This window comes from Sphingobacterium ginsenosidimutans, from assembly GCF_039536865.1.
Classification (GTDB): Bacteria; Bacteroidota; Bacteroidia; order Sphingobacteriales; family Sphingobacteriaceae; genus Sphingobacterium; species Sphingobacterium detergens.
Map to the genome: position 1 here is coordinate 24,587 of NZ_BAAAZK010000005.1, position 14,122 is coordinate 38,708.

Genomic DNA, 14,122 nt, shown 5'->3' on the forward strand with positions numbered 1-14,122 from the left:
TTCCTGAACTAAAATGCTTAAATACATTATGTTAAGAAAATCAGTTGTTTTTTCCACGTTACTGACCTCATTGCTGGCTCTTCATTCGACCTTGACAGTGGGACAGTCTTTTACACCACATATCGAAGGTTTCCAGTATGAAGATATCTTATCTCCAAAAGGTAATGAATGGGAATCACCACAGTTATTATCACTCAACAAAGAACTGCCACATGCTTCGTTCTTTTCCTTTTCAAACGTAGAAAATGCGCGAAACGTACTTCCTGAGCATAGTAACTTTTGGCGCTCACTCAATGGTTCCTGGAAGTTTCATTGGGTAAAGACGCCTGAAGAACGTCCAAAAGAATTTTACGATCCCAAATATGATGTCAATGCTTGGGAATCCGTACCTGTTCCAATGAGCTGGAATATCTACGGTATTCAGAAGGATGGCAGCTTAAAATACGGTGTACCGATCTATACCAACCAACGGGTGATTTTTCAACATCAGGTTAAGGTTGATGATTGGCGTGGAGGGGTAATGCGTACACCGCCACAAGATTGGACGACTTATATATACCGCAATGAAGTGGGGTCATACCGCCGTAATTTTACGGTCCCGAAGGATTGGGATGGTCGTGAGGTATTTCTCAATTTTGATGGAGTAGACTCTTTTTTCTATCTCTGGATAAATGGTAAGTATGTAGGGTTTTCGAAAAATTCAAGAAATCTTGCTTCCTTTAATATCTCTGCTTTCTTAAAAAAAGGTGGAGAGAACGTATTGGCTGTAGAAGTTTATCGGAGTTCGGATGCTTCATTTTTGGAAGACCAAGATATGTTCCGACTACCTGGAATATTTCGCGATGTCTCGTTGACTTCAACACCCAAAATCCAAGTCCGTGATCTGGCAGCAATTCCAACATTGGATGATCGCTATGAAAATGGTACCTTAAAAATTACGGGTACCGTACGTAATTTGAGCGATAAGAAAGCTGAGGGTTATAAGCTTGTCTACTCCTTATATAAGAATAAACTGTATAGTGATGAGAATACACTTGTAGACCAGGCTGAAGCATCCGCTGTTGTTCCACAATTGGATGCGAAGGCTTCGAACAGTATTGAAGCGACATTAGCGGTAAAAAATCCAGATAAATGGTCCGCTGAACTTCCCTATCGATATACATTGGTAGCCGAATTGAAGAACAAGAAAAATAAAACGATCGAGACTGTTTCTACCTATGTCGGATTTCGGAAGGTTGAAATTAAAGATACCAAAGCGTCTGACGACGAATTTGGCCTTGCTGGACGTTATTACTACATCAACGGCAAAACGGTTAAACTGAAAGGTGTCAACCGCCATGAGACAAATCCTGAACATGGAAAAGTCGTTACCCGGGAGCAAATGGAAGCTGAAGTGAAGTTGATGAAAAGCGCCAATATCAATCATGTGCGTAATTCACACTATCCAGAGCCTCCATATTGGTATTACCTCTGTGACAAATATGGTATCTATGTTGAGGATGAGGCCAATATCGAAAGCCATCAATATTATTATGGAAAAGAGTCCATTTCTCATGTGCCAGAATGGAAAAATGCGCATGTGGCACGTAATATCGAAATGGTGCATGCGACCATTAATCATCCTTCTATTGTGATTTGGTCGCTCGGAAATGAGGCTGGTCCTGGAGATAATTTTGTAGCCGCCTATGATGCGATCAAGAAAATCGATACCTCAAGACCTGTCCAATACGAACGTAACAACACAATAGTAGATATGGGTTCAAATCAGTACCCTTCTATTGACTGGGTCAGAGGGGCTGTCAAGGGAACGTACAAATTGAAGTACCCATTCCATATCTCCGAATACTCACACTCCATGGGAAATGCTGTCGGTAACCTGATCGATTACTGGGAAGCTATTGAGTCGACAAACTTTTTCATGGGTGGGGCAATCTGGGACTGGATTGATCAGGCCATGTATTATTACGATAAAAAGACCGGCGAGCGGTTTTTAGCGTATGGTGGTGATTTTGGGGACAAGCCTAATGACGGTACCTTCGTCAACAATGGCTTGATCTTCGCTGATATGAAGCCCAAACCACAATACTTTGAAGTCAAAAAGGTTTATCAAAATGTAGGGGTTAAAGCTATCGATATTCAACAGGGAAAAATTGAGCTGTTCAATAAAAACTATTTCAAAGATCTTAGTGATTATCAAGTCGAATGGTCTTTGTTCAAAGATGGTGTTGCTGCTGCTGGAAGCGCCGGCACAATAGCTGCTGCTGATTTGCCAAAGGCTCGTCAGAAGAAACAGATTGTCCTACCGATAAAATACGGTAAATTGGATGCCGGATCTGAATATTTTGTGAAAGTTCAATTTTTGCTCAATGAGGACAAGCCATGGGCAAATAAAGGCTTTGTTCAAATGGAGGAACAGCTGTTTGTTAAAGCCGCTGAAAATAAACCGTTGATTTCGTCTGTTGCTAATGGGAAAAATCCTGTGCTTTCCAAAGAAGGTGAGTTGCAGGTGGTAAAAGGGGATCAGTTTGTTGCAAAATTTGACAATAAGACTGGGTCAATCTATAGCTTAGCGTATGCTAACAAGCAAATTATACGGGAGGGCGAAGGACCTAAACTAGATGCTTTACGTGCACCTGTCGATAATGATAACTGGGCTTATCAGCAATGGTTTGAAAAGGGCCTACATAATTTAAAGCACAAAGTGTTGTCTTCAAACAGCTATACGAAGAAAGATGGTACAGTCGTTTTGGCATTTACAATCGAGTCACAAGCTCCCTATGGTGCTTCTTTATTGGGTGGAACATCTGGGACGTATACACTCAAAGAGCATACAGATAAGCCATTTGGTAATGATGATTTCAAATTTACAAGCAATCAGATCTGGACGATATATAAAGATGGTTCGATTGAATTATCATCTAGTATCACTTCCAACAATGCAAGTGTTGTATTGGCAAGATTGGGATACTCCTTGCAATTGCCAGGTGAGTTTGGTAACTACAGCTATTATGGACGTGGTCCGATCAATAACTATGCGGATCGTAAGACGGCACAATTTATAGAATTACATAAAAGCACCGTAAAAGATCAATTTGTACCTTGGCCCAACCCGCAAAATATGAGTAACAATGAGGATGTGCGTTGGACATCTTTGACCAATAAGGATGGACAAGGAGTGATCTTCATTGCAAAGGAACATCTCGCTACGTCCGCATTGGAATATAGTGAACTAGAATTGACATTTGCGCCGCACCCTTATCAATTACCAAAGAGCTCCGGTGTGCATTTGCATTTGGACGCTGCGGTTACAGGTCTCGGGGGTAATAGCTGCGGACAAGGGCCGCCATTGGAAAAAGACCGTGTGAAAGCAGTACCAACTTCAATCGGTTTTATTATCCGTCCGATCCAGCAAAATGATTATCTAGCCAAAGCTCATGTTGCTACAGCTGGAGATGCCCCTATTTCTTTCGCCAGAAGTTCAACAGGCGAGGTATCTGTTCTTTCGGGAAATAAAGCGGAGACTGTACTGTATACGTTGAATAATGGAAAAGCAAACACCTATAAGAGCTCTTTTGATCTGCGTCAGGGCGGAACAATAACAGCCTGGTATCAAGGAAATGAAAAACTAAAAGTGACACAACAATACAGTAAGATCGAAACGGTTCCGATGGAAGTGGTCTTTGCCTCCAGTCAGGAGACGGGTGAAGGTGATGCCAAGAACCTATTGGATGGAGATCCTACGTCGATCTGGCATACAATGTACTCGGTCACCGTAGCTCAATATCCGCATTGGGTTGATTTCGATGCGGCGAGTGTGAAGACTATCAAAGGTTTTACATTTTTGCCTAGGCCAGATGGCGCCAATGGCGATATCAAGGATTATAAGATTCAGGTAAGTAAAGATGGTAAAAACTGGGAAGATGTGATGTCGGGTACATTTGAGCGAAATAAAAAACTCAAAACCGTTCGTTTTGAGAAACCTGTCAAGGGACGTTATATTCGCTTTACCGCATTAAATTCACAACGTGGCGATGATTTCGCTTCAGGAGCAGAGTTTGCTGTTATCGCTGAATAAAGCATAAACGAGATGCGATTAAAGCCAGCACTTGGGAAACCGGGGTGCTGGCTTTTTTGTTTTATATGTCAGGTTTCAGTAAATGCTGGCGTTTCTATGGATTCAATAGGTGTTAAGTAAACCCGTTCTGCACCATCATTGCAGATCTATGTACACTATCCTCTAAACTCAGCCGTTTTTACGGATTCAATACGTTTAAATAAATGAAAGGAACCTGTTCATTGCATGGTCATACTGACAGTTAAGTCTCTGTTATCAGCGAGCAGACAGAACACTATAGGGGTAGAAAATGTCGGTAGTAGCGTTGTTCACCCCTGTAGGTTCGTTAAAAAACTGGACCTAAAGGGGTTAAAAAGCTTGTTGAATAATTTTTATAAACTTATTACTGAGAATGTTCCAGCGCTTGTGTATTTTTAACACAGTTTAAACCAAGATCATCATTATCATATGGAAATAGACCAACAGACGAATCCCCCGTTTACGGCGTATCAAAAACTCGTGGTGTTTTTGCTGGCGATTACGCAATTTACCGTCGTGCTCGATTTTATGGTGATGTCACCTATGGGCGATATCTTGATGAAGGCCATCGATCTAAAACCATCTCAATTTGGCATTGCGGTTTCAGCCTATGCTTTTAGTGCCGGCGCATCGGGGCTATTGACTGCTGGTTTTGCCGATCGCTTTGACCGGAAGAAGCTCTTGCTGTTTTTTTATTCAGGTTTTATCATTGGAACCTTTTTCTGCAGTTTCGCCAATGATTATTGGACCTTGGTTGCCGCCCGTATAGTGACGGGTTTGTTTGGTGGTGTCATTGGATCGATTTCCATGGCTATTATTACGGATATATTCACGCTTCAACAAAGAGGGCGTGTCATGGGCTTTGTACAGATGGGCTTTGGTGCGAGTCAGGTGCTGGGGATCCCAATAGGTCTATATATAGCCAATAATTGGGGCTGGCATAGTGCTTTCTTATGGATCGCTGTCATGGCTTTGATCATTGTCATTATTATTGCAGTTAAACTGATTCCTATAACTGCACATATCGGCCTGCAGAAGCATCAATCTGCACTTAAGCACCTTTGGTCCACATTCTCGCAAAAGGAATATCGCATTGGTTTTCTCGCGACAGCGTTGCTCTCTATTGGTGGTTATATGATGATGCCTTTCGGAAGTGCCTTTGCCGTCAATAATTTACATGTTAGTCATGAGCAATTGCCCCTATTATTTATGATATCCGGTGTTGCCTCACTGATTATTATGCCTATCGTTGGAAAATTGAGTGACCGTTATGATAAGTTTAAAATCTTTGCGCTAGCTTCAATATGGCTGATGGTGGTGGTCTTGATTTATACCAATCTGGGGGTTACACCATTTTATCTTGTTGTCATTTTGAATATCCTGATGATGGCCGGCATCTTGAGCCGCATGACTCCTTCTTCGGCTTTAATCAGTGCGGTTCCTGAGATGAAGGATAGGGGTGCATTTATGAGCATAAGTTCGTCCTTGCAACAGTTGGCTGGGGGAGTAGCTGCATCACTCGCCGGTGTGATCATTGTTCAACAGACAAAAGAAAGTCCATTGGAGCATTATCCAACCTTGGGTATTATTGTTGTTTTACTCTCCGTGCTGAGTATTTTTATGATCTATCGTGTCAGCAGGATGATCAAACGAAGACGTCCGATTTCCTAAAACAAAATCGTGCTTATTGATATTAGTATTTCAGGAGAGATTTTTATTATGGAAGAAAAGATTGTTAGATATGATCATCCCAATGGGGAGATCACTGTACTTTGGATTCCCGAGCGATGTGAACATGCCGCCGTCTGTGTTAAAAGTTTGCCACAGGTATATCATCCAAAAGATCGGCCTTGGATTACGGCTCAAAATGCCAACACAGCGGAACTGATTGATCAGATTAAGCGTTGTCCTTCGGGAGCGTTGCAGTACGAACTAAAAAAATAGACGAGGAAATTCGTGTAACAAAAAAAAGCATCATTTTATTCAAATGATGCTTTTTTTGTTGGCGGTCTGGACGGGACTCGAACCCGCGACCCCATGCGTGACAGGCATGTATTCTAACCAGCTGAACTACCAGACCAACAATGTGTGTTTTTTAAAATTTTAGCGGTCTGGACGGGACTCGAACCCGCGACCCCATGCGTGACAGGCATGTATTCTAACCAGCTGAACTACCAGACCTAAAATCTTAAAGATTGTTTTTAATAATTTTTAGCGGTCTGGACGGGACTCGAACCCGCGACCCCATGCGTGACAGGCATGTATTCTAACCAGCTGAACTACCAGACCTAAAAATCTTAAAAACTTATTCTGTTAAAGAACTTACCGAGATTACTCTCTTTTTTGAAGCGGTCTGGACGGGACTCGAACCCGCGACCCCATGCGTGACAGGCATGTATTCTAACCAGCTGAACTACCAGACCTCAACCCTTCTCCTCAGAAGGTGTGCAAATATAGCGTTTGTTTACGTATCTGCAAAGATTTTTTGAAAAAAAACTAGTCTACCTGACCGTCTTTCATCCTCTCTGCATTTTCCGCAAACTGCAATGCATCGATAATTCCTTGAATATCACCATCCATAATCGCCGGTAGGTTATACATCGTCATACCAATACGATGTTCAGTTACGCGACCTTGTGGGTAGTTATAAGTACGGATTTTTGCTGAACGGTCACCTGTTGAGACCAAAGTTTTTCTTTTTGCAGCAATATCCCCATTCTTTTTGTTCAGTTCAAGCTCATAAAGTTTGTTACGAAGCATCTCCATCGCTAACTCACGGTTGGCCAATTGGGAACGTTCTACCTGACAAACGACAACAATACCTGTTGGTTTATGTGTCAATTGTACTTTTGTTTCTACTTTATTGACGTTCTGACCTCCGGCACCACCTGAACGGGATGTCTGTAATTCGATATCACCTGGATTGATCTCTACGTCGACATCTTCTGCTTCTGGCAATACGGCAACTGAAGCTGCTGATGTATGTACACGTCCTTGTGTCTCTGTATCAGGAACACGTTGCACACGGTGTACACCAGACTCATATTTCAATTGACCATAAGCATCTTCACCGATTACTTTAAGGATAACCTCTTTATAACCGCCCGAAGTTCCTTCAGTAACGTCCATCACCTCATTGCGCCAGCCTTTTGTTTCGAAATAACGCGTGTACATACGGTAAAGGTCACCGGCAAATAAAGCCGCCTCATCACCACCCGTTCCACCACGAATTTCGATAATGGCATTTTTGGCATCCTCAGGATCTTTAGGGATGAGCATCAAACGGATTTCTTCTTCTTTTTCCTCTTTTTCAACCAATAAAATATCTAGCTCTTCTTTGGCCATCTCACGAAGTTCCTGATCCTTCTCGTTCATGATGATGTCCTTATTGGTATCAATATTACTGACCATATTTCTATAAATATGGTATTGATCCACGATTTTGCCCAAATCTTTGTACTCTTTATTCAATTTGGCAAAACGTTTCATATCTTGCATGGTGTCAGGGTTGCTTAATTCAGCTTCCACTTCTTCCCATCTTTCTTTGATCGCTTGTAATTTATCTAACATATATCAAAAATGCTTCTTCTAGGAATTTATGACCTAGATTACTATTGAGAGTACAAAAGTAAGGAAATTTTGTTGCTTTTGAACTACCTAGCCAGCTATTAATGAGAGGAAACTGCTTTTAGTCCAACGATAGAAGCAATCAGCGTGAAAATAAAGAATATGCGCCAGAAATCTGCGGGTTCTTTAAAGAAGATAATACCCATTAAAACTGTTCCGACTGCACCAATACCCGTCCATACAGCGTAGGCCGTTCCAAGGGGAAGTGTTTGTGTTGCTTTGATCAGTAAGCCCATACTCGCAAATAGGAAGACAACGAAGGCCCCATACCAAAGCCATTGCTCGCTGCCCTCTGCATCCTTGGCTTTTCCCAAACAGGTTGTAAAACCAATTTCACATATTCCTCCAAGAATTAAAAATACCCAGTTCATATATCTGTTTTTTTGTTCCAGGGACAAAGGTCTACGTTTTTCCGCAGAATAATTTTAACAAATGTTAAAAATTTTAAAGGATATTCGCGCGAATACGGCTGAGGGTTACTTGGCTAACACCTAAGTATGAGGCGATGTAACCAAGCTTGATCCGCTGTATATATTGGGGATATTTTTCGAGCAACTCGGCATACCGTTCCTGGGCCGTATTAAAAAGTTTGGACATCGTACGCTGCTCCGCTTTGATAAATTCTAGCTCAGCCATTTTCCTTCCCCAATTAGCAATGGCAATGTCACTCTCATAGAGCGCAAATAATTGTTTTTGGTCAATTTGGTAGACAATACTATCTTCTAGAAGATCAATGTTTTCGTATCCTGGTGTGTCATGTACATAGCTGTTCATCGAGATCAAGGTACCCCCCGGAGATACAAAATCCAAGGTAATCTGTCTGTCTGCAGTTTCATAATAGACCCGCGCTAATCCAGATGCCAAAAAATAAATGTCCTTCTGGATTTTATCTTGCCTGATCAATACACTATTCCGCTTACATACAAGTTTTTGACTGATCTGCTCGAGCCGATCAATGCTGTCTGGGTTTAGAAAATGGTAGCCCTGAAAGCAGTCTGCTAAAGAAATTACGATTTTTTCTCCCATTTTTCCAAACTTAAATTTTCCCCGTCCCATACCGCATAGGTATAATAATTGATCCATTCGCCTAAGTTGACAACACGGCTTTCAGGATTTAGTTTGACATCATAGGGTAGGTGTCTGTGGCCAAATAGGTAAAAATCATGATGTTGCTTGCTTTCGAGTTCTTTCGCATAACCGATTAGCCATTCCTTGTCTTCGCCCAGGAATTTTTCATCTTCATTATTGGAAAGTCTGCTGTGTTTGGACCATCGGGTGGCGATTCCTATGCCCAAATTGGGGTGTAATCTTGCAAATAACCATTGGCAGAAACGGCTCCGAAATACTTTTTTGAGCAATTTGTACTTATAATCACCGGAACCCAAACCATCCCCATGGTGGATATAAAAAAGTTTATTGTCTAATACAAGTTCCAGTTCATTGTCAACGATCTGAACATTTAATTCCTTTTTGAGATAATCAAACATCCACATATCGTGGTTGCCTTTAAATAACGTGATCGGGATACCGAGGTCGGCAATTTCCGCTAATTTGCCCAAAAAGCGTATATAACCTTTGGGAACCACAGTCGCATATTCAAACCAAAAATCGAATATATCACCAACAAGATAGAGCTCTGCGGCATCGACCTTGATCGCATCGAGCCACTGAATAATGGATCGCTCTCTTTCGCGCGAATGCTCCAACGGATAGGATCCTAGATGGAAGTCTGAGGCAAAATAGATTTTTTTTCTTGTTGACATGTGCCCAAATCTAAAGAAAATGGAAGCGAATACAAAATTCGCTTCCAGAATATCTTTTTTACAATTTGGACAAATCTGTTAGGAGGGTTTTCAAATATTCCGAAGCCTCGGGATCGATTTGCTTCAAAGTCTGTTGGAGCTGATCAGGATAGGCGTCTTTAATGGCCATGATTGAACTTGCGATAACCATATAAGACTGATCCTTAACTCCGTTAAGTAGCAGGTTTTTATACTTTTTATCTTTGATCTGTCCCAGCTTTCGGATCGCTGAAGCACGTATGACGGAAGCGGATGATTTTTCTGCCAATGAAGCAATGATGTTCGTAGTCGATTTCCGGCTAGCTGGATCCGTTAGATCGAGCCCCTGAATGGCCATCGCCACAAGGTCGGCATCCGGATCGGCTAATGCCGCTGTTAGTATCTCTCGTCCCGCTGTTGTTTTCGAGTTTTTCATGGCAAATAGCATTGCGGCGACACGGTTGGCAAAAGAAGGTGCATGCTCATACTGATAACGATAATCTGCTTCGGTTTTGTCAATATGGATCTCACCGACAAGTGTTTTTTCTGGATCGATATCGATAAATTCAACTGTATTTTTTAGGGGAATTGTCAGCTGAGTATTCCGTTTGTTGAGCTGTACCGTTTTTCTCATTTTGCCTTCTTTGGTATAGATGTCAATGGCAAGCGGTATTTGAAACGTTTGAACAGCGGAATCTTGCACCTGAGCGATGTTGAGGCTCAGTATATTGTTTTCATTTTTGGTTGTCACTTTGAGGATAGGATGACCTCCTTTGTAGTACCACTGGTTGAAATAAGGTGCCCAGTCTTTACCTGTCACTTCCTCCATGGTGAGACGCAGCTGTTGTGGCTCGCCTGTTTTGAAAGAATTCTCGGTCAGGTATTTTTTGAGTGATTGATAAAAGGCAGCATCACCCATCTGTTCTTTTAAGGCGTATAAGATCAATGAGCCCTTGGCGTAGCTGATGTTGTCAAACATATCTTCTTTATCGTGATAATAGTAGCGCGCGAGCGCTGGACTATTGCCATTTTTGGTTGATTTGAGATAGGATTGTAGTTTTTCAAATCTTGATTTATCACCTTTTTCCTTACCGCCATCATGCTCATGCCAGATGATTTCACCAAAAGTTGCGAAAGATTCGTTCATCGTTAAGTTAGACCAGGATTCAGCGGTAACCAGATCGCCAAACCATTGATGGAACAACTCATGGGCAATGGTGCCCTCTTCATTTTCATCCAAAAGTTCCCTTTTGGTCTTTTGCACATGCTCACCATGTAAGGTCGCTGTGGTGTTTTCCATGGCACCAGAGACATAATCGCGGCAGACGATTTGCGCATATTTGTTCCAAGGATAAGGGACTCCCAAGGTTTTGCCATAAAAATCCATCATGGCTGGTGTTTTACCAAAGATATCTTTCGCATAAGGGGCATACTTCGGCTCCAAATAATAATCAACAGGAATATTATTGTATTTATCTTGATAAATCTTAAAATCTCCTACGGCCATCATAAATAGATAGGGCGCATGAGGAAGATCCATTTTCCAGGTATCAGTACGTGTGCCGTCATTGTTCTTCTGCTGGTTGACCAGAGCTCCATTGGAAAGACTGACATAATTACCCAGTACGGTCATTGAAATTTCGGCTGTCGTCTTTTGGTTGGGGCGGTCAATGGTTGGGAACCAGGCAGAGGAGGCCTCTGTTTCGCCCTGGGTCCAGATCTGTCTTGGTTTATTCGGTGTGCTTTCAGCTGGATTAATAAAGTACAGCCCTTTCGCATCATTGATTGCTGCACTGCCCTGTGCTTTTAGTAGATTGGGTTTGGCTGTATAATCCAGGTAGATGGTATATTTCTCATTGGATAGGTAATTGCGATCCAATTTAATCAGAAGAGAATTATCGTCATAGGTGAATTTTAAGGGGACCAGTTGCTGCCCATTGACCAGTGCAATCTGTTTGATATCCATGCCTTTGGCATCCAGACGGAGTGAATCTGTTGGGTAAAAATGCGGCTGTAGGGTGACCCATTCTTTTCCATTCAAAAATTGATTTTTATAGTCAAAATGGACATCGAGTTTGGTATGAACGAGGTTGTTGACCCGAGTGGGAGTGGAACGATATTGCTGATCTATCGGAAGTTGCTGCGCTTGACTCATACCGATAGCAGAAAGGGATATGGCCAAGTATAGGAAAGCGATTCTTTTGCGCATTGTTGAATTATTTAGAAGATTTAAATAAAGCTAAATAAATTTCGGCTGATGTAAAAATAAGGATTTCGGAAAATCCAGTGATATGATATACGGTCAGTTCTTTGAAAAGAGTGAATTATTGTTTCTGAACGGACGAGAATGACATTTACTTGAGATTAGCACTATGAATTCTGAAATTATATTTGTTATTTTTGGATGAAACAAGTATAAAGTTTTTTATGATAAACAAAAAAATTGGCCTTATCCTGATGATGATAGGTATGGCAGGTACAGCAAGCACTGTTTGTGGACAGCAGTTGAAATATCCAACGACGAGCAAAGGCACTGTCGTAGACGAATTCTGGGGCGAGAAAGTATCCGATCCCTACCGTTGGTTGGAAGACGACCGTTCAGCAGAAACAAAAAGTTGGGTTCAGGCCGAAAATAAAGTCACTTTTGATTATCTAAATACTATTCCTTTCCGTTCGAAATTGAAAGAGCAATTAACGGAAATCTGGAATTATGAAAAAATAGGAACACCTTTCAAAGAAGGGGCGTATACCTATTTCTTTAAAAACAATGGGCTTCAACAACATTCCGTGCTTTACCGCAAACTGGGTGAGAATGGAACGGAGGAAATTTTCCTTGATCCAAATACTTTTTCGAAAGATGGATCGACTTCCTTGGCCGACGTTTCTTTTTCAAAGGACGGAAGTCTAGTGGCGTATTCGATCTCTGAGGGCGGCTCGGACTGGAGAAAAGTGATCGTATTGAATGCAAAGGACAAAGCACCGGTAGGCGAGACCCTTGTTGATGTCAAATTCTCAGGCATCGCCTGGAAGGGTAATGATGGGTTTTACTATTCAAGCTATGATAAACCCAAGGGGTCTGAACTATCTGAGAAAACAGATCAGCATAAATTGTATTACCATAAACTTAAAACAGCACAATCTACGGACCAGCTGATTTTTGGCGGTTCGGCAACCCCGAGACGTTATGTCGGTGCTTCATTAACAGATGACCAGCGCTATCTGATTATCTCTGCGGCAAATACAACGACGGGAAATGAACTTTATTACCAGGATCTGAGCAAGCCGAATAGCAAGATCATCTGCCTACAGGATCATTTTGATGCAAATACGGGCGTAGTTGATAATATCGGAGATACTTTCTTATTGGAGACCAACTATAAAGCTGCCAACAATAGATTAGTTAAAGTAGATCTAAAAAATCCAGCAAAGGAAAACTGGAAGGATGTCATTCCTGAAACTGAAAATGTACTTTCGATCAGTACCGGTGGTGGCTATCTATTTGCAAACTATTTGAAAGATGCTGTTTCTGTTGTTATCCAATACGATTATACAGGTAAAAAAATCAGACAGATTGAATTACCTGGTGTAGGGACCGCTAGTGGTTTTTCGGGTAAGAAAAAGGAAAAGGAAATCTACTTTGGTTTCTCAAATTACATTACGCCTTCATCCAGTTATAAATTTGATGTCAATTCAGGAAAATCGTCACTTTATATCAAACCGAAGGTCAAATTTGACAGCGACAAATATGAATCGAAGCAAGTTTTTTATACTTCGAAGGACGGAACAAAGGTTCCAATGATTATTACCTATAAAAAAGGCATCGCCCTGAATGGTAAAAATCCAACGATTGTATACGGTTATGGCGGATTTAATATCAGTCTGACTCCGGCTTTCAGTACTTCCGTTGCGGTTTGGCTGGCAAATGGTGGTGTGTATGCTGTTCCCAACTTACGTGGTGGTGGTGAATATGGTCAAAAATGGCATGATGGTGGTAGACAGTTCAATAAACTGAATGTGTTTAACGATTTTATCGCTGCGGCTCATTATTTACAGGAAAATGGTTATACTTCACCTGAATACACCGCATTGTCGGGAGGTTCCAATGGTGGCTTACTTGTCGGAGCAACAATGACCATTGACCCTAAAGTAGCTAAGGTGGCATTACCAGAGGTCGGCGTGTTGGATATGTTGCGTTACCATACTTTTACGGCAGGTGCGGGCTGGTCATACGATTACGGTACGGTTGCTGACAGCAAAGAGATGTTTGATTATCTGAAAGCTTATTCGCCTGTGCATAATGTGAAAACAGGAGTCAGTTATCCGGCGACAATGGTACTAACCGGAGATCATGATGACCGTGTTGTTCCTGCACACTCGTATAAGTTTGCATCGGAATTGCAGGCTAAGCAGGCTGGAGATAACCCTGTATTGATTCGTATTGAAACCAAAGCTGGACATGGTGCTGGTCGATCTACAGAGGTGTTGATCAATAGTACAGTTGATAAATACGCTTTTGCGCTCTGGAATATGGGCATCAAAGAATTGAAATAAGGATATCGGAGGGACCATCTACAATCCGATTATGGCTGTAGATAGTTTTATCCAAAGACAATAAAAAAGT

General features: G+C 41.7%; 9 protein-coding genes and 4 tRNA genes. 4 read left to right on the top strand and 9 right to left on the bottom strand.

The window, feature by feature from the left end; all coding sequences use genetic code 11:
- Positions 1 to 28: 28 nt before the first annotated feature.
- The 3 genes from ABFX33_RS09130 (at position 29) to ABFX33_RS09140 (ending at position 6,037) form a co-directional block, all read left to right on the top strand.
- A complete protein-coding gene (locus ABFX33_RS09130; protein ID WP_346085640.1) occupies positions 29 to 4,075 on the top strand; it encodes a glycoside hydrolase family 2 TIM barrel-domain containing protein in 4,047 nt (1,348 codons plus the stop codon).
- Positions 4,076 to 4,522: 447 nt separating this feature from the next.
- Positions 4,523 to 5,764 (top strand): MFS transporter, encoded by a 1,242-nt coding sequence (locus tag ABFX33_RS09135; protein WP_346085641.1) that lies wholly within the window; start codon positions 4,523 to 4,525, stop codon positions 5,762 to 5,764.
- Positions 5,765 to 5,812: 48 nt separating this feature from the next.
- On the top strand, positions 5,813 to 6,037 hold the full coding sequence (locus ABFX33_RS09140) for a (4Fe-4S)-binding protein (RefSeq protein ID WP_120261393.1): 225 nt from the start codon (positions 5,813 to 5,815) through the stop codon (positions 6,035 to 6,037).
- A gap of 59 nt (positions 6,038 to 6,096) precedes the next feature.
- Here ABFX33_RS09140 and ABFX33_RS09145 read toward each other — a convergent pair.
- From ABFX33_RS09145 to ABFX33_RS09185, 9 genes are all read right to left on the bottom strand, one after another.
- Positions 6,097 to 6,173, bottom strand: a tRNA-Asp gene (locus ABFX33_RS09145).
- Between the two features lie 27 nt (positions 6,174 to 6,200).
- Positions 6,201 to 6,274 (bottom strand) — tRNA-Asp (locus tag ABFX33_RS09150).
- Positions 6,275 to 6,308: 34 nt separating this feature from the next.
- Positions 6,309 to 6,382, bottom strand: a tRNA-Asp gene (locus ABFX33_RS09155).
- A gap of 60 nt (positions 6,383 to 6,442) precedes the next feature.
- Positions 6,443 to 6,516, bottom strand: a tRNA-Asp gene (locus ABFX33_RS09160).
- A gap of 73 nt (positions 6,517 to 6,589) precedes the next feature.
- On the bottom strand, positions 6,590 to 7,663 hold the full coding sequence (gene prfA, locus ABFX33_RS09165; protein ID WP_223583747.1) for a peptide chain release factor 1: 1,074 nt from the start codon (positions 7,661 to 7,663) through the stop codon (positions 6,590 to 6,592).
- A 98-nt stretch (positions 7,664 to 7,761) separates the two neighbouring features.
- Positions 7,762 to 8,091: a DMT family transporter gene (locus ABFX33_RS09170; RefSeq protein ID WP_108636081.1), complete on the bottom strand. Its 330-nt coding sequence runs from the start codon at positions 8,089 to 8,091 to the stop codon at positions 7,762 to 7,764.
- Positions 8,092 to 8,164: 73 nt separating this feature from the next.
- Positions 8,165 to 8,746: a Crp/Fnr family transcriptional regulator gene (locus ABFX33_RS09175; protein WP_346085644.1), complete on the bottom strand. Its 582-nt coding sequence runs from the start codon at positions 8,744 to 8,746 to the stop codon at positions 8,165 to 8,167.
- The gene (locus tag ABFX33_RS09180) at positions 8,728 to 9,483 is read right to left on the bottom strand and encodes a UDP-2,3-diacylglucosamine diphosphatase (RefSeq protein ID WP_346085646.1); all 756 of its coding nucleotides are present in this window, start codon (positions 9,481 to 9,483) and stop codon (positions 8,728 to 8,730) included. Before ABFX33_RS09180 ends, ABFX33_RS09175 begins: the two co-directional genes overlap by 19 nt.
- Positions 9,484 to 9,541: 58 nt before the next feature.
- Positions 9,542 to 11,710 carry a M1 family aminopeptidase gene (locus tag ABFX33_RS09185; RefSeq protein WP_346085647.1) on the bottom strand — a complete coding sequence of 723 codons (2,169 nt, stop codon included), beginning with the start codon at positions 11,708 to 11,710 and terminating at the stop codon, positions 9,542 to 9,544.
- 218 nt (positions 11,711 to 11,928) lie between these two features.
- Here ABFX33_RS09185 and ABFX33_RS09190 point away from each other — a divergent pair, with 218 nt between their 5' ends.
- Positions 11,929 to 14,052 (top strand): prolyl oligopeptidase family serine peptidase, encoded by a 2,124-nt coding sequence (locus tag ABFX33_RS09190; protein WP_346085648.1) that lies wholly within the window; start codon positions 11,929 to 11,931, stop codon positions 14,050 to 14,052.
- Positions 14,053 to 14,122 lie beyond the last annotated feature (70 nt).